This window comes from Curtobacterium sp. MMLR14_002, from assembly GCF_001864975.1.
GTDB lineage: Bacteria > Actinomycetota > Actinomycetes > Actinomycetales > Microbacteriaceae > Curtobacterium > Curtobacterium flaccumfaciens.
The window spans coordinates 82,140-105,784 of sequence record NZ_MJGT01000127.1 but is presented as its reverse complement, the minus strand read 5'-3'; the positions used below and the strand labels follow the sequence as shown (position 1 = coordinate 105,784).

At 71.3% G+C, this 23,645-nt stretch carries 18 protein-coding genes; 10 read left to right on the top strand and 8 right to left on the bottom strand.

The window, feature by feature from the left end; translation table 11 throughout:
- Positions 1 to 5: 5 nt before the first annotated feature.
- The 6 genes from hrpA to BIU91_RS17850 form a co-directional block, all read right to left on the bottom strand.
- Positions 6 to 3,857: an ATP-dependent RNA helicase HrpA gene (gene hrpA / locus BIU91_RS17875; RefSeq protein ID WP_071406534.1), complete on the bottom strand. Its 3,852-nt coding sequence runs from the start codon at positions 3,855 to 3,857 to the stop codon at positions 6 to 8.
- A 39-nt stretch (positions 3,858 to 3,896) separates the two neighbouring features.
- A complete protein-coding gene (locus BIU91_RS17870; protein WP_071406533.1) occupies positions 3,897 to 5,729 on the bottom strand; it encodes a DUF255 domain-containing protein in 1,833 nt (610 codons plus the stop codon).
- A 91-nt stretch (positions 5,730 to 5,820) separates the two neighbouring features.
- A complete protein-coding gene (locus tag BIU91_RS17865) occupies positions 5,821 to 6,351 on the bottom strand; it encodes an ATPase (protein ID WP_071406532.1) in 531 nt (176 codons plus the stop codon).
- A 4-nt stretch (positions 6,352 to 6,355) separates the two neighbouring features.
- Entirely contained in the window at positions 6,356 to 7,423 is a 1,068-nt protein-coding gene (locus BIU91_RS17860) for an NAD-dependent epimerase/dehydratase family protein (RefSeq protein ID WP_071406531.1), read from the bottom strand.
- A gap of 51 nt (positions 7,424 to 7,474) precedes the next feature.
- Positions 7,475 to 8,335 carry a rhodanese-like domain-containing protein gene (locus BIU91_RS17855; RefSeq protein ID WP_171907880.1) on the bottom strand — a complete coding sequence of 287 codons (861 nt, stop codon included), beginning with the start codon at positions 8,333 to 8,335 and terminating at the stop codon, positions 7,475 to 7,477.
- A 214-nt stretch (positions 8,336 to 8,549) separates the two neighbouring features.
- Complete coding sequence (locus BIU91_RS17850; RefSeq protein ID WP_027466052.1) at positions 8,550 to 10,091, bottom strand: MFS transporter; 1,542 nt, start codon at positions 10,089 to 10,091, stop codon at positions 8,550 to 8,552.
- A gap of 171 nt (positions 10,092 to 10,262) precedes the next feature.
- Here BIU91_RS17850 and BIU91_RS17845 point away from each other — a divergent pair, with 171 nt between their 5' ends.
- Entirely contained in the window at positions 10,263 to 10,925 is a 663-nt protein-coding gene (locus tag BIU91_RS17845; protein WP_071406530.1) for a TetR/AcrR family transcriptional regulator, read from the top strand.
- A 127-nt stretch (positions 10,926 to 11,052) separates the two neighbouring features.
- Here the strand turns inward: BIU91_RS17845 and BIU91_RS17840 are convergent, their stop codons facing one another.
- Positions 11,053 to 12,684 (bottom strand): phospholipid carrier-dependent glycosyltransferase, encoded by a 1,632-nt coding sequence (locus tag BIU91_RS17840; protein ID WP_071406529.1) that lies wholly within the window; start codon positions 12,682 to 12,684, stop codon positions 11,053 to 11,055.
- A 65-nt stretch (positions 12,685 to 12,749) separates the two neighbouring features.
- Between BIU91_RS17840 and rsmI the strand changes: the two genes are divergently transcribed.
- The 4 genes from rsmI (at position 12,750) to rsmA (ending at position 17,057) form a co-directional block, all read left to right on the top strand.
- Positions 12,750 to 13,571, top strand: a complete 822-nt coding sequence (gene rsmI / locus BIU91_RS17835) for a 16S rRNA (cytidine(1402)-2'-O)-methyltransferase (RefSeq protein ID WP_071406528.1) — start codon at positions 12,750 to 12,752, stop codon at positions 13,569 to 13,571.
- Positions 13,572 to 13,705: 134 nt separating this feature from the next.
- On the top strand, positions 13,706 to 15,274 hold the full coding sequence (metG, locus tag BIU91_RS17830) for a methionine--tRNA ligase (protein ID WP_071406559.1): 1,569 nt from the start codon (positions 13,706 to 13,708) through the stop codon (positions 15,272 to 15,274).
- Positions 15,271 to 16,203 carry a TatD family hydrolase gene (locus BIU91_RS17825; RefSeq protein ID WP_071406527.1) on the top strand — a complete coding sequence of 311 codons (933 nt, stop codon included), beginning with the start codon at positions 15,271 to 15,273 and terminating at the stop codon, positions 16,201 to 16,203. The genes metG and BIU91_RS17825 overlap by 4 nt, the downstream gene beginning before the upstream one ends.
- A gap of 2 nt (positions 16,204 to 16,205) precedes the next feature.
- Entirely contained in the window at positions 16,206 to 17,057 is an 852-nt protein-coding gene (gene rsmA, locus BIU91_RS17820) for a 16S rRNA (adenine(1518)-N(6)/adenine(1519)-N(6))-dimethyltransferase RsmA (RefSeq protein ID WP_071406526.1), read from the top strand.
- Between the two features lie 144 nt (positions 17,058 to 17,201).
- On the opposite strand, the gene BIU91_RS17815 is transcribed toward rsmA, so the two are convergent.
- The gene (locus tag BIU91_RS17815; RefSeq protein ID WP_071406525.1) at positions 17,202 to 17,942 is read right to left on the bottom strand and encodes an SDR family NAD(P)-dependent oxidoreductase; all 741 of its coding nucleotides are present in this window, start codon (positions 17,940 to 17,942) and stop codon (positions 17,202 to 17,204) included.
- A 101-nt stretch (positions 17,943 to 18,043) separates the two neighbouring features.
- Here BIU91_RS17815 and BIU91_RS17810 point away from each other — a divergent pair, with 101 nt between their 5' ends.
- The 5 genes from BIU91_RS17810 (at position 18,044) to BIU91_RS17790 (ending at position 23,597) form a co-directional block, all read left to right on the top strand.
- Complete coding sequence (locus BIU91_RS17810) at positions 18,044 to 18,886, top strand: helix-turn-helix transcriptional regulator (RefSeq protein ID WP_071406524.1); 843 nt, start codon at positions 18,044 to 18,046, stop codon at positions 18,884 to 18,886.
- 263 nt (positions 18,887 to 19,149) lie between these two features.
- A complete protein-coding gene (locus tag BIU91_RS17805) occupies positions 19,150 to 20,148 on the top strand; it encodes a RimK family alpha-L-glutamate ligase (RefSeq protein ID WP_071406523.1) in 999 nt (332 codons plus the stop codon).
- A 147-nt stretch (positions 20,149 to 20,295) separates the two neighbouring features.
- Entirely contained in the window at positions 20,296 to 21,336 is a 1,041-nt protein-coding gene (locus BIU91_RS17800) for an LLM class flavin-dependent oxidoreductase (protein ID WP_071406522.1), read from the top strand.
- Positions 21,336 to 22,655: a PLP-dependent transferase gene (locus BIU91_RS17795; RefSeq protein ID WP_071406521.1), complete on the top strand. Its 1,320-nt coding sequence runs from the start codon at positions 21,336 to 21,338 to the stop codon at positions 22,653 to 22,655. Before BIU91_RS17800 ends, BIU91_RS17795 begins: the two co-directional genes overlap by 1 nt.
- A 9-nt stretch (positions 22,656 to 22,664) precedes the next feature.
- Positions 22,665 to 23,597 (top strand): 4-(cytidine 5'-diphospho)-2-C-methyl-D-erythritol kinase, encoded by a 933-nt coding sequence (locus BIU91_RS17790; RefSeq protein WP_027466065.1) that lies wholly within the window; start codon positions 22,665 to 22,667, stop codon positions 23,595 to 23,597.
- Positions 23,598 to 23,645: the final 48 nt, after the last annotated feature.

Genomic DNA, 23,645 nt, shown 5'->3' with positions numbered 1-23,645 from the left:
GAAGGTCATCGTGCGGCGGTCAGGGCCTTCGTGATCCGCTGCAACGAGACGGTCTCGGCGGTCCCGAGTTCCTGCGCGAACAGGCTGAGCCGGAACTCCTCGAGCATCCACCGAGCGTGCACGAGTTCCGGGTGCGCCCCGACCGCGGGCGGGAAGGTGCCGCCGGCATCGGTGTAGCGGTCGGTCGCCACGGTCACCTCGCGCATCCAGGTCGCGTCGCGTCCGGGGTTCTGCAACAGCTTCTGCACGCGCGCCTCGATGCCCTGCAGGTACACGCGGATGCGGCGCAGCCGGTCGAGCCCCGCGACGGCGACGAACCCCGGGAACACCAGGCGCTCCATCTGCTGCCGCATGTCGCTGAGGGCGGCGAGCAGCGACATCGAGTTCGCCTGCTTGAGTGCCCGTTCGGCGGAGCGCTGCGCTGCCAGGACCGCCGCGACCTCGGACACGGCGGTGAACATCGTGTCGACGACGGAGGCCGACACGGCATCGCGGACCGACTCGAACTCGGCCTTCGTGAAGACGAGGCCGTCCGGGTGGGCCCGTCGGATGCCGGCGTCGACCACGGCGGCCAGGACGTCGTCGAACAGCGCGGCGGTCGACGGGTAGGGGCTGGCCGCGAGGGCGAGCTTCTCCTGCGCGGTCAGGTGCGACTGGATGTACGACACGGGCGACGGCACCGCGTGCATCACCAGACGGCGGACCCCGGCGGGCATCCGGACGACGCGGTCGGACGGGGTGGCGAGCAGCTGCACGCCGACGGTCGCCTTCGGACCGGTGCCTTCCTCCACCAGGGACGGGTACGCGCGGATGACGCCGCCCGCCTGCTTGGTGTCGAGGGTCTGCGGCAGGTCCTGGTCGGGCCAGGCGGTGAGCCCGGACTGTTCCAGCGGGCGACCGGTACCGGCGGACGCGACGCGAGCCGCGCCTCCGGTCCGTCCTGCGCCCTTCGCCGTGGCGGAGGCGACGCTCTGCTGGGTCCGGTCCTTGAGCTTGGTCTGCAGGGCCGACAGGTCCTTGCCGGTCTCGACCCGGCGACCACGCTCGTCGACCACGGCCCACGTCGGCAGCAGGTGCGCGGGGACGCGGGACAGGTCGAAGTCGGACTCGGAGACCGGGACGTAGGTCATGCGCTGGATCGCCTTGGCGAGGGTGGCGCGGAACGACTCGGTCGGCTCGGTCGGGGCGTCGTCGGGCAGCTCGGCGACGATCTTCTCGGCCCAGTCGGCAGCGGGCACGACGTTCTTGCGGATCTGCTTCGGCAGCGACTTGATGAGCGCGGTGACGAGTTCCTTGCGGAGGCCGCGCACCTGCCAGTCGAAGCCCTCTTCACGCATCCGGGGCAGGAGCGCGAGGGGGACCTGCACGCTGACGCCGTCGTCCTGTGCGCCGGGCTCGAAGCGGTACTGGATGGCGAGACGCTGGTCGCCGCTCCGCCACTGGGTCGGGTACTCGACGTCGTCTTCGGCGGCCTCGGCCGCTGATTCGTCCAGCAGGTCCGACCGGCGCATCGTGAGCAGGTCCGGCTGCTCACGGCGGGTGGTCCGCCACCAGCCCTCGAAGTCGCGGGTCGTGGCGACGTCGGCTGGGATGCGGGCGTCGTAGAACTCGTAGACGTTCTCGTCGTCGAGCAGGATGTCCCGGCGGCGGGTGCGTTCCTCGAGCTGCTCGAGTTCCTTGCGGAGCTTCCGGTTGGCGCGGTCGAAGGCCTGCTGCGATTCCCACTCACCCTCGACCAGGGCGTGCCGGATGAAGAGCTCGCGGGAGTGTTCCGGGTCGATCCGCGAGTACTGCACGCGGCGGCGCTGCACGATCGGGACTCCGAACAGGGTCACGCGCTCGTAGGCGACGACCGCCCCCTGCTTCTTCTCCCAGTGCGGTTCGCCGTAGGTGCGCTTGAGCAGGTCACCGGCGAGCGGCTCCACCCAGGCGGGGTCGATCCGGCCGACGGTCCGGGCGAACAACCGGCTCGTCTCGACGAGCTCGGCGGCCATCACGGCGTCCGGCTGCTTCTTCGCGAGCACGCTGCCCGGGAACACCACGAACCGGGTGTTCCGCGAGCCCAGGTAGTCGCGCTTCTCGCGGTCGCGCAGCCCGATCTGGCTGAGGAGTCCGGAGAGCAGCGCGCGGTGCACGGCGTCGCCGTCGTCGGAGCGGGCCTGCCCGACTCGGACGTCGACCTGCTTCGCTGCACGGGAGAGCTGCCGGTACAGGTCCTGCCACTCGCGGATGCGCAGGTAGTTCAGGAACTCGGCCTTGCACAGCCGGCGGAACGCGCTCGACGACAGTTCCTCCTGCTGCTCCTCGATGTGGTTCCAGAGGTTCAGCAGGGTCAGGAAGTCACTCGTCGGGTCGGCGAACCGGGCGTGCAGCTGGTCGGCGTGCGCACGCTTCTCGAGGGGCCGCTCGCGGGGGTCCTGGATGCTCAGGGCGCTGACGATGGCGATGACCTCGCGTCCGACGCCCTGCCGCCCGGCCTCGAGCACCATGCGACCGAGCCGGGGGTCGATCGGCAGCCGGGTCAGCTGTCGCCCGGACTTGGTGATGCGGCCGTCCTTGTCGACGGCGCGGAGCTCGCGGAGCAGGTCGAGGCCGTCCTTCACGCCCCGGCTGTCCGGCGGTTGCAGGAACGGGAACGACTCGATGTCCCCGAAGCCGAGCGAGATCATCTGCAGGATCACCGCGGCGAGGTTCGTGCGGAGGATCTCGGGGTCGGTGTACTCGGGGCGTCGGCCGAAGTCGTCTTCGGAGTAGAGCCGGATCGCGATGCCGGCACTCGTGCGGCCCGCTCGACCGGAGCGCTGACTGGCGCTGGCCTGGGAGATCGCCTCGATCGGCAGGCGCTGCACCTTGGCCCGCGGGGAGTACCGCGAGATGCGTGCCGTCCCGGTGTCGATCACGTACTTGATGCCGGGCACGGTCAGTGAGGTCTCGGCGACGTTCGTGGCGAGGACGACACGACGGCGGATGCCCGGGGTGTGCCGGCGCTCGAAGACCCGGTGCTGGTCGGCGGCAGACAGGCGGCCGTACAACGGCAGGACCTCGGTGCCCGGGTAGCGCTTGCCCTCGATCGCGTCCTGCGCGTCGCGGATCTCGTTCTCGCCGGACAGGAACACGAGCACGTCGCCCGGGTCCTCCTGCGCCAGCTCGTCGAGGGCGTCGGTGATGCCCTGCAGGGTGTCGCGGTCGTCGGCTGCGTTGCCGCTGTCACCGGTGCGGGAGTCGGACTCGTCGTCGGCGTCGTCGTCCTGGTCTTCGGCGACGAGGGGGCGGTACCGGATCTCGACCGGGTAGGTCCGGCCGGACACCTCGATGATGGGGGCGTCGTCGAAGTGCTTCGAGAACGACTCCGGGTCGATCGTCGCACTCGTGATGATGAGCTTCAGGTCGGGGCGACGGGGGAGCAGCCGCTTCAGGTAGCCAAGCAGGAAGTCGATCGTCAGGGACCGCTCGTGCGCCTCGTCGATGATGATCGTGTCGTACCGCTTCAGGTCGCGGTCGAAGTGGATCTCGTTCAGCAGGATGCCATCGGTCATCAGCTTCACGCGGGTCTCGGAGCTCACCTTGTCGGTGAAGCGGACCTGGTAGCCGACGAGTCCGCCGAGCTCCCCGCCGCCCAGTTCTTCCGCCACACGCTCGGCGATGGTCCGCGCCGCGATCCGGCGGGGCTGGGTGTGCCCGATGTGCTCACGACCGAGCTCGAGGCAGATCTTCGGCAGCTGCGTCGTCTTGCCCGAGCCGGTGGCCCCGGCGACGATGACCACCTGGTTGTCACGGATGGCAGCCGCGATGTCGTCCCGCCGCTGCGAGACCGGCAGTTCGGGCGGGTACGTGATGACGGGCAGCGGAGAAGACATGAGCATTCCAGGATACAGGCGCGCCGGGCGGGAGGCGCGTCAGGCGATCTGCTGGGCCAGGGCGTCCGCCGACCGGGACGGCAGTTCGCACACCCGGTCGTGGCAGACGTAGGCGGCAGGGTCGAGCACGTCGCGTCCCTCGAACAACGAGAACCCCGCCTCGGCCCAGTCGCGTGCCTGCTCAGGCGTGGTGGTGGCGACGACCGTACCGGGGCGCCGTCCGCGGTGTGCCACGGCACGCATCGGGTCGTCGGTGCCGCTCGTGACGACGACGATCTCGCGCGACGGCCGTTGCAGGGCGAGGGCGACACCGAGGGCATCCGCGTGACCGAGGGGTCGCTCGGTCCCGGTGCGGGCGCGGTCGGCGATGAGTCGTGCCGCGGCGACCCGCAGTGCCTCGTCGCCCGTCAGCGCCCCGAGCGTCGCGGCAGCCGACGCCAGCGCCACGGTGCCGGACCGCATCGCCGTCTGCGGCTGTTCGCCCGTGGCCGTCCCCGCCGCGGCCAGCACCGGGTCGACGTCGAAGCGCTCGGCCAGGCCGTCGTCGACGAGCGAACGTGCGACGGTCGCGTAGGAGACCTCGCCCGTCACCAGGGCCAGTTCGAGCAGCCCTTCGGCGAGCAGTCCGACGTCCTCGACGGTGGCCGGAGCAGAGGACGCCCCGCGCGGTGTGCTGGACCGCACCGTCACGTGGCCGTCCTGCACGTGGGCGGCGAGGACCGCGTCCGCCGCGCCCCGCGCGAGCGCGACGAGTACCGGGTCGCCGTGCCGTGCGCCGGCGATCGCGAGCCCCCGGATCGCCAGGCCGTTCCAGCCCGTGAGGACCTGGTCGTCCAGCGGTGGCGGGTCGAGCTGGGCGCGCTCGGCGATCGGCCGGCGGTACCACTCGCCCTCGACGCGACGGCCGTCGATGGTCGACTCGCTGTCCTGCGCGGCGACGAAGGCCCCGTCGGTCCGGCGCAGGGTGTCGCGGAGGAAGTCGGCGATGCCGCGGGCCTGCTCGGCACCCGCGACCGCGAGCAGCCCCGCGTTGTCGTAGAGCATCCGTTCGTAGTGCGGCACGCTCCAGTCGCGCTTGGTTGCGTACCGGAAGACGCCGCCGTCGGCGTCGGTCAGCTCGGACGCGCGGATCGCGTGCAACGACCGGTCGAGCAACCCGTCGGCCTCGGCGTCGCCGTCGGCCGCCGCGTCGGCGAGGAACTCGAGCAGCGGTGTGCTCGGGAACTTCGGCGCGCCGCCGAAACCACCGTAGGTGGTGTCCTCTGCCTGGGACAGCTGGTCCGTGACGGCCCGGATGGCGTCGACGGACGGGAGGCCCGGGTCGGCTCCGGCACCGCCCTCGCCCGAGCGGGCGGTCGCGTCCGCCACGGCGCCCTGCCGGATCGCCGTCGCGATGGCCGACGCGTTCGCGTCGACCTCGTGCCGACGCTCGGTCCAGGCGTCGAGCACCGCGGCCAGGATCTGCCGGAACGCCGGGACCTGCCCGACGGGAGTGGGTGGGAAGTACGTCCCCGCGAAGAAGACGTGGCCGTCGGGCGTCAGGAACGTCGTCAGTGGCCAGCCGAGCTGCTGCGTGAACGCACTCGCCGAGGCCATCAGGCTCGCGTCGACGTCCGGCCGTTCTTCGCGGTCGACCTTCACCGACACGAAGTCCCGCCGGAGCAGCTCGCCGATCTCCGGGTCGGCGAAGCTCTCACGCGCCATGACGTGGCACCAGTGGCACGTGGCGTACCCGACGGACACCAGCACCGGGACCCCGCGCTCGCGCGCTTCGGCGAACGCCTCGGGACCCCACTCGCGCCAGTCCACCGGGTTGTCGGCGTGCAGACGCAGGTAGGGGCTGACCGAGGTGCCGAGGCGGTTGTCGTTCATGGCTCCAGCGTGCCCGCCCCCGACTGGGCGGACCACCGCCCGGGGACAACTGTGGACGGAACGCCCACTCTGCACAGGCCGTGCGGGGAGATCAGCGCTCGAGCCACCCCGTGATCGACGCGAGCCGTGCGGCCACCTGGGCGGGGCTCTGGCCGTCGGTGTCCACCCGGGTGACCGTGTCCGCGGTGGCCGAGTCGAGCCTCCCGGCCGTCCGCGTGCTGTGCGCGAGCTGCGCCTGCGGGACCGCGCCACCCGCTCGTCGTGCGAGCCGGTCGGCGGTCGCGCCGTCGGATGCGCGGAGCAGGACGACGCGCACCAGCGGATCGTCGCCCATCGCCGCAGCGAGGCGCTCGTGCTCGAGCACGGACACGGTGTTCGTGTAGATGAGCCGGTGGTGCCCGATCGCCCGGTAGCCGGCCCAGATCGCGGCGAGGTTCCGCTCGGCCAGGCGCGCCTCGGGGTGTTCGACGTGCGGTGCCGGGTGCGCGAGGTCGAGCAGGTCGCCCTCGATCACCGTGTGCCGGACGTCCGCCGCGACGAGCAGGTCGTGCAGGGCCTCGGCGGCGGTGGACTTGCCCACGCCGGAGCGCCCGCCGATGAACAGGACCTCGGACCGGGGCACCGTGTCAGCCCAGGTTGAGGGAGAGGAGTGCGAGTGCGGCGTCCTCGGGGCCGTAGTCGAACATGTGCTCCCAGAACGGGTCGTCGGCCCACGGGACGTCGCCGTCGGCGGGCGTCGCGTGGGCGGTCTCGACCAGCCATGCCAGTTCCGGGGCGACGGCGGTCGCGAACTCCGGTGGTTCCCACCCGAGGGCGCGTGCCGCCGTGGTGTCGAGGACGAACGGCGGTCGTGAGGACCACGGCGTGCCACCCACGAACGCGGGCGCGTCCTCGTCGAGCAGGACCTCGTCGAACCGGTGGTCCAGGTGTCCGCCGATCGTCCGCACGATCTCGAGCGCGGTCGGGGCTGAAGCATCGGCGACGTTGAGGATCCGGCGGTCCGGCGCGTCCGCGACGAGACGGACGAGCGAACCGATGCCGCTCGCCGCCGTCGTGTGGTCCACGCCGCGGCCGTGGTCGGCGAGCAGGATGCGCTCCCGGCCGTCGAGCACACGGCGGACGACGAACCACTCCCGCGGGCGGCCGATGCCGACGCCGTACACCTTCGACGGGCGGAGCACCGTGACCGAGGCGCCGTGGTCGAGCAGGACCTGCTCGGCCGCCACCTTCGCGGCGCCGTACCCGTCACGACTCGTCGGGTCACCGTCCCCGGCGGCGACGGTGGGCTGGATCTCGGTGACCGCACCGCCGAACACCGGCTTGTCGAGCGAGTTCGCGTGCCGCCCCTGCTCGTCGGCGTACACCGACCTGGACGAGACGAAGACCGTCGAGCCGACGTCGTCGAGGAACGGCAGGAGCTGCTGGGCGTCGTCGCGGGTCAGGCCGACGGTGTCGACGAGCAGGTCGGCTCCGGGGCGGAGCAGGTCACGCAGGACGGACCGGTCGCGGCGGTCGCCGGGCGTGAACGTGGCGCCGGAAGCGGTCAGCGAATCCGCTGCGGGGCCGCCTCGGCGTGCGAGGACGTCCACCTGCCAGTCGTCGCCGCCGCGGCCCGAGGCGTCGAGGAGCTCTCGTGCGACGGCCGAGCCGATGCCGCCGGTGCCGCCGAGGATGACCGCGCGTCTGGTGCTCATGGTGCAACGGTAGTGCGGCGCGGCACGGCCGACGGTCCTCGATCGGTTCCGTCAGGAGGCGAGTTGCTCGTGCCGCCACCAGTCGGCCAGCGAACCGTCGTAGACCTTCACCCGGTCGTGTCCGAGCACCGTCAGGGCGAGGGCGTCGACGCACGCGGCGCTGCCCACCCCGCAGTACGTGACGATCTCGTCGGCACCGATCACCGCGGCGAAGGCCCGCTCGAGCTCGGCGCCGCGCAGGTACGCGTTCGTCTCGGGGTCCACCAGGGTGTCCGCCGTGATCGGGGTGCTGCCCGGCACGATCGGTGGGTGGTCGTCGCCGAGGGCCGCCCAGGGCGCGGCGAACACCAGGGACGCCGGCTCTTCGCCGGAGACCGCGCGGGTGACGCGGTCGTGGTCGGCCCAGAGCGCACGTTCTTCGCCGGCCAGGAACGCACCGGCATCGGGGTCGGACGGCGTCGCGCGAGTGTGGAGCGCGCCCACGCGGACCGGGCGGCCCTCGTCGCGCCACTTCGTGAAGCCGCCGTCGAGCACCGCGACCGAGTCGAAGCCGAACGAACGGAAGATCCACCACAGGCGTGCCGACCACTCGCCGACGCTGTCGTCGTAGACCACCACGGTCGAGGTGTTCGTCACGCCGAGCTGTGCCGCGGCGACCTCGAAGCGCTCGGCGCCGGGGCGGGTGAACGGGACGTCGGCGTCGGCGGCGGAGAAGTCGTCGATCAGGTCGGCGAAGCGGGCGCCGGGCACGTGGCCGCGCTGCTCGTGGGCGTCCCGCCCGGGGAGCCAGCTCGTGTCGAACCCGGCCCCGACGGTGTGCACCGAGGCGTCGAGCACGACGAGCTCGTCAGCACCGAGGTGGTCTGCGAGCCACTGCGTCGACACGAGTGGTGAGGTCAGGACGGGGGCCATGTCGCACACCATAATCCGCACCCCTGACGTGGGCCAGGGACGTGGACACACGGCGCAACCGCAGGCACCGAGTGCGTGCGCATCGATCGACGATGCACGCGTCGTTCGACAGGTGGATCGTCGTGGAACGGGTGTCGCCGCCCCCACCCACACGCACGACGGCCCGCCCCGGCAGAACCGGAACGGGCCGAAGACGCGGAGCGAACCGCCAGCGTCAGTGCGCTGCGGCGGGGATGCTCCCGGTCGTGGCGGACCCGGCTCGTGCGAGCCGCTCGACCCGCACCGACTGCCGGTTGATGAGCAGTCCGCCGGCCAGGGCGACGAGCACGAGCACGCCGGCCGAGATGCCGAACGCCACGTGGTACCCGTCGAGCGTCGCCTGGGCCTGCTGCAGCTTGGTCGGGGCGGCGGTCAGCCCGGACAGGCTGTTCGACACCACGTCGGCGAAGATCGTCGACAGCAGCGCCGTACCGATCGAGCCACCGATCTGCTGCATGGTGTTGACCGTCGCCGAGGCCACACCGGCGTCGGCCCGGGCGACCCCGGTCGTCGCGGTGTTCATCGCGGACGAGAAGATCGTGCCCATGCCGAGGCCGATCACGATCAGCGCCGGCAGGACGGTGCCCGCGTAGGAGCTGTCCAGGTCGGTGCGGAGCAGCAGCAGGAGCCCGGTCGCGGCGACCAGGCCACCGGCGAAGATGAGCACCTTCGGCCCGACGCGCGGCAGCAGGCGGCCACCGATCTGCGTCGCCGAGATCATGATCGACAGCGGCATCGGCAGGAACGCGAGACCGGTCTGCAGCGAGCTGAAGCCGAGGGTCTGCTCCAGGTAGTAGGTCAGGAACAGGAAGATGCCGAACATCCCGATCGCGACGAGGCCGATCGCGATGAAGGAGCCGCCGCGGTCACGGTCGAGCACGACGCGCAGGGGCAGCAGCGGGTGGGCGACGCGGGTCTCGATGAACACGAACGCGGCGATCAGCACGACACCGCCGGCGAGCATGGCGATCGTGACGGGGGAGTCCCAGCCGTTCGTCTCGGCGTTCGAGAACCCGTAGACGACGCCGACCAGCCCGAGCGTGATGGTGATGACCCCGAGGACGTCGATGCGCGGACGCTCGACCTTCGGCGGCTTCTCCATGAAGACGAGTGCGCCGATCACGCCGAGCACGGCGAAGACGACGTTGACGTAGAGGCACCAGCGCCACGAGGCGTACTCGGTCAGCACGCCGCCGAGCAGCAGGCCGATGGCCGCACCCGAGCCGGCGATGGACCCGAAGATGCCGAACGCGCGACCGCGTTCCTTGGGGTCGCGGAACGTGGTGGTCAGCATGCCGAGCGCGGACGGGGCGAGCAGCGCGCCGAAGACACCCTGCAGTGCGCGGGCCGCGACGAGCAGGCCGAACGAGTCGGCGAGGCCACCGAGCACCGAGGCGACGGCGAACCCGACGAGCCCGATGATGAAGGTGTTCTTGCGCCCGAACAGGTCGCCGAGGCGACCGCCGAGCAGCAGCAGCGAACCGAAGGCCAGCGAGTACGCGGTGACGATCCACTGTCGCTGGTCGGTGCCGAAGTCCAGGTCGGCCTGGGCCGAGGGCAGGGCGATGTTCACGATGGTCGCGTCGAGCACGACCATCAGCTGTGCGAGGGCGATGACCGCCAGGGCGATCCAGCGGTGGTTGCTCTTGGCGGGGGTGGTGCCCGGAGTCGTGGGTGCTGTCCCGGTGGGGGTCGGCACGGTGTGTTCTGCCGTCACGGCAGCCTCCTTCGAGAAGGTTGGAGGGTGGGGTGGAGGTGCGCGCCGTCGGGCACTCCCGAGATGTGGTGGTGACGAAACCGGATGCGAGGCATCCGTTTGTGGCCAGTGTAGACCGAAACGGAAGGAGGGCATCCACTTGTTCCCAGAAAGTGCAACTACGGTCGGATCGTGAGCACCACCGAGTCCGCGTCCGACCTCGAGCGACCGCTGCGCGCCGACGCAGCGCGCAACCGCGAGCTGATCCTGCAGACGGCGCGCAAGTGCTTCGCGGAGCGCGGGCTCTCCGTCACGTTGAACGACATCGCGCACGAGGCCGGCGTCGGGGTCGGCACCGTCTACCGACGGTTCGCCGACAAGGACTCCCTGATCGAGGCGCTGCTCTCCACCAAGTTCGAGGCCATGAACGACGCCGCAGCGCGCGCCGCGGACGTGTCCGACCCGCGTGAGGCGCTCCGGGTGTACCTGATGGGCGTCTTCGCGTTCCGTGCACGCGACCGTGCCCTCGCCGACGCCATCGTCCGTGCCGGCAAGGCCCGTCCGTCCATCGTGCAGGAGCGCGACCGGCTCGAACGGCAGGTCGCCGCGATCATCGGCCGTGCCGAGACCGCCGGCGTCGTCCGCCCCGGCTTCGACTACCGGGACCTGCCGATGCTCACCGCGATGGTCGGTGCGGTCGCCGACGCCACCCGTGAGCACGACCCGGACGCCTGGCGCCGCTACGCGGAACTCCTGATCCAGGGCGTCCTGCCGGGCTCGGACGACACCGCGCCGATGCTCGGCGACCCGCTGGACCGCGAGTCGATCGAGCGCGCGCTGCACGCGCAGTCCTGACCACGGACCGGCTGGAGGCCCGTGGCGGCGCCGCCACGGGCCTCCAGTCCGGACGTGGTCGCCACCAGAGCGCCCAGCGCGACGGACGCGACCGGACCGGCCGGACCTGCCAGCCCTGCCGGACCGGCTACAGCCAGCTGGGGATCCAGTAGTGCGACCGGACGAAGTCCCACGGCACCTGCATCGCCGTCCACATCGGGTACCAGTAGACCGAGGCCAGCACGACGACGCCCAGGTACACGCCGACCCACAGGATCGCCCGTGACCGGCGTGACCGTTCGTCGCTCCGCCTGCCGAGCACCAACCCGATCGCGGCGGCCAGCGCCATCACCATGTAGGGCTCGAAGGCGATCGTGTAGAACTGGAACACCGTCCGGTCGACGTACATCAGCCAGGGCAGGTACCCCGCCGCGACGCCGAGCAGGACGAAGCCGTACTCCCACTTCCGGCGCAGGACCCAGAGCACGAGCAGCGCCACCGTGGCGATGACCGAGGCGTACCAGATGAACGGGTTCGCGATGCCGGTGATCGCCTCGCCGCAGCGGTTCGCCCAGCAGCCGTCCTGTCCGGCGTCCGTGCCGACGTAGAACATCGACGTGGGGCGCTGCATCACGAGCCAGAGCAGCGGGTTCGCCTGGTACGAGTGCGGGGTGTGCAGCCCGATGTTGAAGGCGTAGATCTCCGACTGGTAGTGCCACCAGTTCTGCAGGCTGTCCGGCACCCAGGCGAGCAGCCCGGTCCAGCGGTCGCCGCCCGAGGACAGCCAGTTGCGGTCCCAGCCGTCCTTCGACACGAACCAGCCGGTCCAGGACGCCACGTAGGTCACCGCGGCGATCGGCACGGTCAGCAGGAACGACACCGGTGCCTGCTGCAGCAGCGCGCTCGACGACCAGAACTCGACCCCGGCGCGGCGGCGCATCATCATGTCGCTCAGCACGGAGTACACGGCGAAGAACGCCAGGAAGTACACCCCCGACCACTTCGTCGCCGCTGCCAACCCGAGGGCCAGGCCCATCGCGAACAACCACGGGCGCCACCAGAACACCGGCCCCCACAGGGTGGTCTGGCCCGCGGCGGCGCGGGCGGCGACCCACTCGTCGAGCCGTCGTTGGCTCTGCCGGCGGTCGAGCAGCAGCGCCCCGAACCCGAGGATGACGAAGAAGGTCAGGATGCCGTCGAGGAGCGTCACCCGTGACATCACGATCGCCTGCCCGTCGATCGCGAGCAGGAACCCGGCGAGCGTGCCGATCATCGTCGAACGGAACAGCGACCGGGCGATCACGGCGGTGAGGAACACCGTCGCGATGCCGAGCACGGCCACCGTGAAGCGCCAGCCGAACGAGTTGTCCGCCCCGAACAGCAGCATCCCGAGGCCGATGAGGTACTTGCCGAGCGGCGGGTGCGCGATGAACTCCGCGGCGCTCGTGAAGATGTCCGTCTCACCGCGGACGAACCGGTCGTCGGTCGTCGGGGCGCCGTCCCCGCTCGGGTTCGCGGGCCAGGTGCCCTCGTACCCGAGGTGCACGATCGACCAGCCGTCCTTGACGTAGTACGTCTCGTCGAACACGAGCGAGTGCGGGGTGCCGAGGTTCACCAGCCGCAGCACGGCGGCGAGGAGCGTCACCGCGAGCGGACCCGTCCACCGCCACACGGCGACGCGCTGCGACGTGGAGAGCACCCGCCCCCACCAGTCGTCCAGGCGCGAGCCGACCGGCCCGTCGGGCACGGCCGTGCGGTCGTCGGTCAGCTCGCTGGTCATCGCTGAGCATCCTACGGATCGACCGTATGTCCGCGCTGCGACTGGGGTGCGGGGACAATGGGTGCGTGATCGTCCTCGCAGCAACGCCCATCGGCAACCTCGGGGACGCCTCGCGCCGTCTCGTCGAGACCCTCTCCAACGCCACGGTCGTCGCGGCGGAGGACACCAGGACTGCCATCCACCTGATGCGTGCCCTGGGCATCGAGAACCGTCCGCGGCTCATCGCCCTGCACGAGCACAACGAGCGGGCGAAGGCGTCCGAGGTCGTCGAGCTCGCCCGCGACGAGGACGTCGTGGTCCTGACCGACGCCGGCATGCCCGCGATCAGCGACCCCGGCTTCCCCCTCGTCGAGGCCGCCGCGGCCGCCGGGGTCACCGTCACCGCCCTGCCCGGGCCGTCGGCCGTGCTCATGGCGCTCGCCGTGTCCGGGCTGCCCACCGACCGCTTCACGTTCGAGGGGTTCCCGACCCGCAAGGCCGGGGAGCGCCGTCGGGCGTTCCAGGCGCTGGCGGGGGAGCAGCGGACGATGGTGTTCTTCGAGTCGCCGCACCGGCTGGCCGAGACCCTGGCGGACATGGCCGTCGGGTTCGGCGGCGACCGACGCGCCGCGGTCTGCCGTGAGCTCACGAAGCTGTACGAAGAGGTCCGTCGCGGGCCGCTGGACGAACTCGTCGCGTGGGCGTCCGAGGGCGTGCGGGGCGAGATCTGCATCGTCGTCGCCGGCGCCGCCGAGGCCACCGAAGAGGCCACGCTCGACGACGGCGTGCGCCTGGTGCTCGAGCGGGTGGCCGCCGGCATGCGCATGAAGGAGGCCGCCGCGGCGGTCGCGGACGCGACCGGGCTGTCGAAGCGGGACCTGTACGAAGGGGCGCTCGCGGCGCGCTGAGCGGGGCTCGTCACGTTCGCATCCGCCGGTCTGGAGGCGCGGGGCGGGCCCGTCACGGGCCTCCAGGACCCGGTTCTCCACAGTCCACCGCCGCACGCGTCATCAGGGTTCGGTGCGCCCGTAGGATGGTCCGCATGTCCGCCGGGTCCTCGTTCAGCATCACCACGCCGATCTTCTACGTGAACGACGTGCCCCACATCGGGCACGCCTACACCGAGGTCGCCGCGGACTTCCTCGCACGATGGCACCGGCAGCGCGGTGACGACACCTGGCTGCTCACCGGCACCGACGAGCACGGGCAGAAGATCCTGCGCACCGCCTCGGCGAACGACGTCTCGCCCAAGGAATGGGCCGACCGGCTGGTCAACGACGCCTGGAAGCCACTGCTCGACACGGTCGACGTCGCGAACGACGACTTCATCCGCACCACTGACGAACGGCACGAGCGCGGCGTCACGGCGTTCCTGCAGAAGCTGTACGACGACGGTTTCATCTACGCCGGCGAGTTCGAGGGCTTCTACTGCGTGGGCTGCGAGGAGTACAAGCAGCCGAGCGACCTGGTCGCCGGGACCGGTGCGTACGAGGGCCAGCAGGTCTGCGCGATCCACTCGATCCCGGTCGAGGTGCTGGCCGAGCGCAACTACTTCTTCCGGATGTCCGACTTCGAGCAGCGCCTGCTCGACCTGTACGAGTCGAACCCGCTGTTCATCCAGCCCGAGAGCGTCCGCAACGAGATCATCTCGTTCGTCAAGCAGGGGCTCCGCGACCTGTCGATCTCGCGTTCCAGCTTCGACTGGGGCATCACGATCCCCTGGGACAGCGACCACGTGCTGTACGTGTGGTTCGACGCCCTGCTCAACTACGTCACGGCGCTCGGCTACGGCACCGACGACGACGAGGCCTTCAAGCGCCTCTGGCCGAGCGTGCACATCGTCGGCAAGGACATCGCCCGCTTCCACGCCGTCATCTGGCCGGCGATGCTCATGGCCGCCGGGCTGCCGGTGCCGGAGCGCGTCTTCGGTCACGGCTGGCTGCTCGTCGGCGGCGAGAAGATGTCCAAGTCGAAGCTGACCGGCATCGCGCCGTCGGAGATCACCGACACGTTCGGGTCCGACGCCTTCCGCTACTACTTCCTGCGCGCCATCACCTTCGGGCAGGACGGCAACTTCAGCTGGGAAGACATCTCGGCGCGCTACCAGGCCGAGCTCGCGAACGGCTACGGCAACCTGGCGTCGCGCCTGGTCGCGATGCTGCAGAAGTACTGCGACGGCGAAGTTCCGGCGCGTGGCGAACTGACCGAATCCGACCAGACGATCGACGCCCTGGCCGTCTCGGTCACCGAGCGTGCCGACGCCGCCATCGCCGCCTTCGCCCCGCACGAGGCGATCGCGAGCGTGTGGGAGCTCGTCGACGCCCTGAACGGCTACATCACCGAGCAGGCGCCCTGGGCCCTGGCGAAGGACGACGCCAACCGCGAGCGCCTCGGCACGGTCCTGACCACCGCGCTCCGCGGCCTCGGCACCGTCACCGTCCTGCTGTCCCCGGTCATGCCGAAGGCGACCGAGAAGCTCTGGGCCTCGATCGGCGCCGGCGGGTCCGTCGCCGAGCAGCGGGTCGACCGCGCGTTCGAGTGGCAGGGTGCGTCGCACGTGGTGCCGCTCGAGGGCGGGCTGTTCCCCCGGATCGAGCAGGTCTCCGCGTGACCGACGCCGAGTCGCACGTCCGGTCCCGCGGTGACGGGGCGTCCGGTGGCTCGAAGCGCGACCTGACGTACCCGCCGCTGCCGCAGGCGCTCGTCGTGCCGGTGTACGACAACCACACCCACATGGAGATCGCCGACGGTGTCGGCGACGGGGGTGACGGTCCGCTCGAGTACCGCGAGCACCTCGACCGTGCCTCGAGCGTCGGCGTGCGCGGTGTCGTGCAGGTCGGCACCGACCTCGCCACCTCGGAGTGGTCCGCGTCGATCGCCGCTCGGGAGCCCCGGGTCCTGGCCGCCGTCGCGCTGCACCCGAACGAAGCGCCCGTGCTGCAGGAACAGGGGCTGCTCGACGAGCACCTCGCCGGCATCGAACGGCTCGCCGCGCTGCCGCGGGTCCGGGCGATCGGTGAGACCGGCCTCGACTTCTTCCGCACCGGCGAGGACGGCCGCGACGCCCAGGTCCGTTCGTTCGAGGAGCACATCCGCATCGCGAAGGAGCACGACCTCGCGCTGACGATCCACGACCGCGACGCGCACGACGCCGTGGTCGAGGTCCTCGACCGCGTGGGGGCGCCGGAGCGCACCGTCTTCCACTGCTTCTCCGGCGGCCCGGACCTCGCCCGGCTCTGCGCCGAGCGCGGCTGGTACATGTCGTTCGCCGGCACCGTGACGTTCAAGAACGCCGCCGTGCTGCGTGAGGCCCTGGTCGTCGCCCCGCGGCACCTGATCATGATCGAGACCGACGCACCGTTCCTGACGCCCACCCCGTTCCGTGGTCGCCCGAACGCGCCGTACCTCATCCCGCTCACCCTGCGGTCGATGGCGGAGACGCTGGGCACGGACGCCTCGATGCTCGCCGCCCAGATCGCCTCGAACACCGAGCTCGTCTACGGCGCGTGGGACGCCGAGCCCGTGACGGTGGACGAGTAGTCGTGGGCGCACTGCTCGGCCCGGCGGAGATCCGGGAGCTCGCGGCCGAACTCGACGTCACCCCGACGAAGAAGCTCGGGCAGAACTTCGTGCACGACGCCAACACCGTGCGGCGCATCGTGTCCGTCGCCGGTGTGACCCCGTCGGCACGGGTGCTCGAGATCGGGCCGGGGCTCGGGTCGTTGACGCTCGGGCTCACCGAGACCGGCGCCCCCGTCACCGCGGTCGAGATCGACAAGCGCCTGGCCGCCAAGCTCCCGTCGACGGTGTCGTCGATGCAGCCGGACGCCAGGCTGACGGTCGTGCAGCAGGACGCCATGACCGTCGCCGCATCGGACCTCGACGTCGAGCCGACGCACCTCGTCGCGAACCTGCCCTACAACATCTCCGTGCCCGTGCTGCTGCACCTGCTCGCGACCTTCCCGTCGATCGAGCGGTCGCTCGTCATGGTGCAGGCCGAGGTCGGGTACCGGCTCGCCGCCGGTCCGGGCAGCAAGGTCTACGGGTCGCCGAGCGTCAAGGCCGCCTGGTACGGGTCGTGGAGCACCGCCGGGTTGGTCAGCCGTCAGGTGTTCTGGCCGGTGCCGAACGTCGACAGTGTCCTGGTGGCGTTCGACCGGCACGAGCCCCCGGGTGACGAGCTCCTGCGGTCTCGGGTGTTCACACTGGTGGACGCGGCGTTCCAGCAGCGGCGCAAGATGCTGCGGCAGAGCCTGTCCGGGGTGCTCGGCGGCAGTGCGCACGCGTCCGAGGTCCTGACGGCGGCGGGTATCGACCCGACCGCCCGGGGCGAGGCGATCGGTGTGGACGACTTCGTGCGGCTCGGGCGGACGGTCCTGGCGGCCGCGGAGTAGTTCGTTCCTCGCCCGGCGACGGCCCCGCCCTGACGCCTGCGTGCTGCGTACCTGCTGACCGCGATGGTGCGAGGTTCCGTGTTCCGTGCGAGCTGAAGTGCCTCGCACCGAACACGGAACCTCGCACCATTCGAGGCACCCGACTCAGTGCTCGCGGGACGCCATCATCTCGAGGATCTGCTGGTGGTTGCCGTTCCGCTCGGCGAAGCGCAGCGGGTGCACGTTCTGCACCAGGATCTCCGGGGCAGCGCCGGACTCGATGAGCGCCATGACCTCGTCGGCGAAGGCGTCGAGCGGCATCCCACCGAAGTCGGCGCCGCCCATCAGGTCGGTCATGACAGCCGGCGGGGCGAGCTCGAGCACCTCGAGCGACGACCCCACGAGCTGCTGACGGAGGGCCTGCGTGTAGGCGTGCACACCGGCCTTCGTCGCGCTGTACGTCGGTGATGCGGTGAGCGGGACGAACGCGAGACCGGAGGTGACGGTCATCAGGGTGGCCGAGGGCTGGGCGAGCAGGTGCGGCAGGAACGCGTCGATGAGGCGGATCGTGCCGACCAGGTTCGTCTGGACGAGCTCGAGGGCGTCGTGGATGTGCTCGGGGTCGCGGAGGTCCTCGTCGCGCATGATCCCGGACATGGTGATCAGGGCATCGAGCGACGGGTACGCCTCGAGCACCGAGGTGGCGGCGGCCTCGATGGACGCCGCGTCGGCGACGTCGATCTGCACGGTGCCGAAGCCGTGCTCGGCGGCGAGGGAGTCGAGGAGCGCCTGGCGACGGCCGCCGATGACGACGGTGCTGCCGGCGGCCTGCAGGCGCTGGGCGAGCGCGAGACCGATGCCCGAGGTCGCGCCGGGGATGAAGACGGTGGAGTTCGTGATGTCCATGACCACCACGGTGCTCCGTGGACAGGGACGCAACCAGAGCGCGGTCATCGGGGGATCGGCGATCCCTGGCACCCGTGCAGGAAGCGGACGACAATCGACCCATGGACCGTGCCGCGCTCGCCGACTTCCTCCGCCGTCGCCGTGAGCTGCTGCGCCCCGAGGACGTCGGTCTCGGGCAGGGTCCACGGCGCCGGACCCCGGGGCTGCGCCGTGAAGAGGTCGCTGCCCTCGCCGGCATGTCCGTCGACTACTACACGCGACTCGAGCAGCAGCGCGGACCGCAGCCGTCCGAGCAGATGATCGCCGCGATCGCCCGGGCCCTGCGGTGCAGCCTCGACGAGCGCGACCACCTGTTCCACCTGTCCGGGCAGAACGCCCCGACCCGGATGCACCGCGCCGACCATGTCGACCCGGCGATCCTGCGGGTGCTCGACCGGCTCGAGGACACCCCGGCGATCGTCGTCAGTCACCTGGGCGAGACCCTGGTCGAGAACCGGCTCGCGGCGGCGCTCCTCAGCAGCTCGGTCGGCCTGCCGGGCAACCGCCGGTACCAGGCGTGGCGGTGGTTCGTGACGGGTGAGGAGCTCGCGAAGTACGCGCCCGAGCAGCACGAGCGGCTGGGTCGGGTGGTGGTCGCATCGCTCCGCGCGGCTGTCGGGCTCGCGGGTCCGGGTGACCGTCGGGCGACGGAACTCATCGCCGAGTTGCAGACGCGCAGTGCCGAGTTCCGCGACCTCTGGGCCAAGCACGAGGTGGCCACGCGCTGGTCGGACAACAAGACGATCGTGCAGCCGGAGCTCGGCCGCATCACCGTCGACTGCCAGGTGCTGCACACCGACGACCAGGCGCAGGCCCTGCTGCTCTTCACCGCGCCTCCAGGATCAGAGGACGCGCAGAAGCTCGAGCTCCTCGGCGTCGTCGGACAGCAGACCTTCGCCGGCTGACGCGTCGCACGGTGCGAGTTCGCTCGGCTCGTGCGAGGTTGGTCGACCCCGCACGGTGCGAGGTTGGTCAGCCCGTGCATCGTTGACCGCTTGGTGCCGCCCTACAGTCCGCCACCGAGCGACCAACCTCGCACCGACCGGACAAGCGCGCACCGTGCGGCCCGCCCGCCCCCGCCCCCGCGCCCCGCGCCCCGCCCGCCCCGAGAAGCAACGCCACGTCACACACTTGGGCACGTGCGGTATACCGTGCCTAGGGTGGGGGCGTGAGCACTCCGCGCGTGTACGTCATCCACGAGAACCCCGAGTGGTTCCCCCCGCTCGCCGCTGCCTTCGAGGCCGAGGGCGTCCCGGTCGAGGAGATCCTCCTGACCGAGGGGCAGATCGACCTCGCGGCCGAGCCGGCCCCCGGCGTCTACTGGAGCCGCATGTCCGCGAGCTCCCACACCCGCGGCCACGAGCACAGCAAGGAGTACACCCGGGCGATCCTCGGCTGGCTCGAGCGTGCCGGCCGCCAGGTCGTCGGCGGCAGCCATGTGCTCGAGCTCGAGGTGTCGAAGGTCGCGCAGCACGGTCTCCTGCAGCAGGCCGGGTTCGACGTGCCCCGCACGACCGCCGTGTTCGGCACGACGACGCTCAAGGACGCCGCCCGCACCTTCACCGACGGGCAGGACGTCCCCTTCATCACGAAGCACAACCAGGGCGGCAAGGGCCTGGGCGTGCGGCGGTTCGACTCGCTCGCCGAGTTCGACGCCTACGTCGACAGCCCCGAGTTCGAGGCCCCGGTCGACGGCATCACCCTGCTGCAGGAGTACCTGACGGCCCGCGAGCCCTTCATCACCCGCGTCGAGTTCGTCGGTGGCGAGTTCGTGTACGCGGTCCGCGTCGACACCAGCGCCGGCAGCTTCGAGCTCTGCCCCGCCGACGCGTGCGAGGTGCCGCAGGTCATCGCGGGTGCTGTCTGCGACGTGCCCGGCACCGAGACCGTCGGCGCGCCCCCGGCGTTCGCCGTCCGGACCGAGATCACCGCCGAGCACCCGCTGGTCCAGCAGCTCCGCACGTTCCTCGCCGACCAGCGCATCACCATCGCGGGCGTCGAGTTCATGGAGACGACGGACGGCCGCACCGTCGTCTACGACATCAACACGAACACGAACTACAACCCCGCGGTCGAGGAGTCCGCGCCGGCCTCCGGCCCGCGCTCCATCGCGAAGTACCTCGGTGGCCTGCTGGCAGCGGAGTACGCGGCGCAGCTCACGGCCTGAGAACGCAAGAACCACCGGACTGGAGGCCCGTGGCGGGCCCGCCACGACTGCCTCCGCTGGCTCCGGCAGCGCGACCCGCACAACGCTTCGCGTCGTCAACCAGCGGCTCCCGCCCGTCCGCCTTTCCCACACCCCCAAGGAACCAACGTGCGATTCGGATACTGGACCCCGCTCTTCGGCGGCTGGCTGCGCAACGTCGACAACGAGAACATGCCGGTCACCTTCGACTACGTGAAGCGCCTGGCGCAGCGCGCCGAGCGGATCGGCTTCGACCTGACGCTCGTGCCGGAGCTCAACCTCAACGACATCAAGGGCACGGCGGCGCCCTCGCTCGAGGCGTGGTCGCTCGCGGCGGCGATCGCAGCGACGACCGAGCGCCTGGAGATCATGGCGGCGATGCGTCCCGGGTACCACCTGCCCGCGGTGACCGCGAAGCAGGCGGCGACGATCGACGACATCTCGTGCGGCCGGTTCACCTTCAACGTCGTGAGCGCCTGGTGGGCGGAGGAGGCGAAGCAGTACGGCGGGATCTTCTCGGAGCACGACGACCGGTACAAGCGCACCGCGGAGTTCGTCGAGGTCATGAAGGGCCTGTGGCGCGAGACCCCGTACTCGTTCTCGGGCGAGTACTACGACATCGAGAACGCGCACCTCGAGCCGAAGCCCCGCGTGACGCCGCGCATCTACGCCGGTGGGGAGAGCGAGGCCGGCAAGGCAGCGATCACCGGGTACGCCGACGCCTACGTCACGCACGGCGGCACGGTCGAGGAGCTCCGCGCGAAGATCGACGAGATGAAGCAGCGCCGCGTCGACGCCGGTCTGCCGCCGTTCGAGGCGTTCGGCATGGCCGCGTACGTCATCGTGCGCGAGACCGAGGAAGAGGCACAGGCCGAGCTCGCCCGGATCACCGACGTGCAGCACGGCAAGGCGTACGAGTCGTACCAGGACTTCATCTCGAAGTCGCAGCTCGAGCACGTGCCCTCGCTCGAGGACTACTCGGTGTCGAACCGCGGGCTGCGCCCCGGGTTCGTGGGGACGCCGTCGCAGGTGGCCGACCGCATCCGGGAGTTCGAGGACGCCGGGGTCGACACGCTCCTGCTGCAGTTCTCGCCGCAGCTCGAGGAGATGGACCGGTTCGGCGAGCAGGTCATCCCGCTCGTCCGGCAGTCGGTCGGGGCGCAGTCCTGATGGGTGCCACGCCGACCAACGCCGAGGACGGCTGGGCGTTCGAGACCCGCCAGATCCGCGCCGGCTTCAAGGCCGACCCGGGCTGGGGCGCGAACGTGCCGCCGATCGCGCAGAGCGCCGCGTACGTCTACCCGTCGGGCGAGGACGCCGCCGCGCGCTTCATGCTCGACGCCCCCGGCCACACCTACACGCGGGTGAACAACCCGTCGGCGGCAGCCCTCGAGCGGCGGATCGCCGACCTCGAGGGCGGGATCGGTGCGCTGGCGCTGGCGTCCGGGCAGGCGGCGACGTCGCTGGCGGTGCTCGGTGTCGCACGCGCCGGTGACCACGTGGTGTCGAGCGCCTCGCTGTACGGCGCGACCTACACGCTGTTCGCGTCGACCCTGCGGGACCTCGGCATCACCTTCACGTTCGTGCAGGACCCGACCGACCTGTCCGAGTGGGCGGCGGCGGTGCGTCCGGAGACGAAGGCGTTCTTCGGCGAGTCCATCCCGAACCCCCGCGGGGACGTCCTGGACTTCGCCGGGGTGGCCGGGGTCGCGCACGAGGCCGGTGTGCCGCTCATCGTCGACAACACCATCGCGACGCCGTACCTGGTGCGCCCGATCGAGCACGGCGCCGACATCGTCGTGCACTCGGCGACGAAGTACCTGGCCGGACACGGCAGCGCCATCGCCGGGCTCATCGTCGACAGCGGGAACTTCGACTGGGCAGCGCACGCCGACGCCTACCCGCAGCTCGCCACGACCGAACAGTCCGGGTTCGCGAACACGAACTTCGCCGAGAAGTTCGGGCGGCGGGCGTTCATCCAGCGCACCCGATCGAAGCTGTCCGCCGACCTCGGGCCCGCGATCGCACCGTTCAACGCGTTCCTGGTGCTCCAGGGCATCCAGACGCTGTCGCTCCGCATGGACCGGCACGTGTCGAACGCCGCCAGCGTGGCGAGCTGGCTCGACGCCCACGACCAGGTCGAGCACGTGCACTACGCCGGCCTGCCGGACTCGCCGTGGCACCACCTGCAGCAGCGCTACGTGCCGAAGGGGCCGTCGGCCGTGCTGTCGTTCGACCTGGCCGGCGGGGTCGCCGCGGGCCGACGGTTCGTGGCTGCCCTCGAGCTGTTCGACCACGTCTCGAACCTCGGGGACGTCCGATCGCTCGTCGTGCACCCGGCATCGACCACCCACGTGCAGATGACCTCGGCCGAGCGAGCGGCCGCCGGGGTGGGGGACGGCCTCATCCGCCTGTCGATCGGCCTCGAGCACATCGACGACATCACCGCGGACCTGGCGCGGGGGTTCACGGCAGCCGCAGCGGGATAGGTTGGGCGCATGACCACGTTGGCCGCACCGACCCGCGTGCGGACGCGCGCCCCCGGCAAGATCAACGTGTTCCTGTCCGTCGGGGCGCTGCAGGACGACGGCTACCACGACGTCGCCACGGCGTACCAGGCGGTGTCCCTGTACGAGGACGTCACCGCCGAGGCCGCCGACGACTTCTCGGTCACCTTCACGGGGCCGATCGACACGAGCACCGTGCCGGTCGACGAGTCGAACCTGGCCATCCGTGCGGCCCGGCTCGTGGCCGACGCGGCCGGACACCGCGGTGGGGTGCGGCTGACCATCGACAAGCAGGTGCCCGTCGCCGGCGGCATGGGCGGTGGCTCCGCGGACGCCGCGGCGACCCTGCTCGCCGTCGACACGCTCTGGGGCACCGCGCTCGGTCGCGAGGAGCTGCTCCGGCTCGCCGCACAGCTCGGCGCCGACGTGCCGTTCGCCTTCGCCGGCGGCACCGCCGTCGGTACCGGTCGCGGTGACGAGCTGAGCCCGGCGCTGGCCAAGGGCGAGTTCCACTGGGTCCTCGCCCTGAGCGACGACGGGCTGAGCACCCCCGCCGTCTACCGTGCACTCGACGAGCACCGGGAGCGGTACCGCGCCGACATCTCGCCGGCGCCGTCGCACCCCGTCGTCGAGGCCAACGTGCTGCAGGCCCTGCGCGCGGGCGACCCCGACCTGCTCGCCGACTGCGTGCACAACGACCTGCAGGCACCGGCGATGCGGCTGCAGCCCCGGCTCGCGGCGACGCTGGAGCTCGGTGAGAAGTCCGGTGCCCTGGCCGGCCTGGTGTCCGGCAGCGGACCGACCGTGGCGTTCCTGGTGGGCGACCGTGATGCGGCGCTCGAACTGCAGGTCGAGCTCAGCGCCGCCGGCCTCGTCGCACTCCGGGCCACCGGTCCGGTGCACGGCGCACGCGTGGTGCACTGACCCGAGGCCCCGGCACAGCCGTCGGCGCTTGGACCGCCACCGTCAGCG

What these genes read in the sequence shown, in the direction of transcription:
- hrpA (WP_071406534.1), bottom strand. Translation starts at nt 3,857, where the DNA reads ATGTCTTCTCCGCTGCCCGTCATCACGTACCCGCCCGAACTGCCGGTC.
- BIU91_RS17870 (WP_071406533.1), bottom strand. Translation starts at nt 5,729, where the DNA reads ATGAACGACAACCGCCTCGGCACCTCGGTCAGCCCCTACCTGCGTCTG.
- BIU91_RS17860 (WP_071406531.1), bottom strand. Translation starts at nt 7,423, where the DNA reads ATGAGCACCAGACGCGCGGTCATCCTCGGCGGCACCGGCGGCATCGGC.
- BIU91_RS17855 (WP_171907880.1), bottom strand. Translation starts at nt 8,335, where the DNA reads ATGGCCCCCGTCCTGACCTCACCACTCGTGTCGACGCAGTGGCTCGCA.
- BIU91_RS17840 (WP_071406529.1), bottom strand. Translation starts at nt 12,684, where the DNA reads ATGACCAGCGAGCTGACCGACGACCGCACGGCCGTGCCCGACGGGCCG.
- metG (WP_071406559.1), top strand. Translation starts at nt 13,706, where the DNA reads ATGTCCGCCGGGTCCTCGTTCAGCATCACCACGCCGATCTTCTACGTG.
- BIU91_RS17815 (WP_071406525.1), bottom strand. Translation starts at nt 17,942, where the DNA reads ATGGACATCACGAACTCCACCGTCTTCATCCCCGGCGCGACCTCGGGC.
- BIU91_RS17810 (WP_071406524.1), top strand. Translation starts at nt 18,044, where the DNA reads ATGGACCGTGCCGCGCTCGCCGACTTCCTCCGCCGTCGCCGTGAGCTG.
- BIU91_RS17795 (WP_071406521.1), top strand. Translation starts at nt 21,336, where the DNA reads ATGGGTGCCACGCCGACCAACGCCGAGGACGGCTGGGCGTTCGAGACC.
- BIU91_RS17790 (WP_027466065.1), top strand. Translation starts at nt 22,665, where the DNA reads ATGACCACGTTGGCCGCACCGACCCGCGTGCGGACGCGCGCCCCCGGC.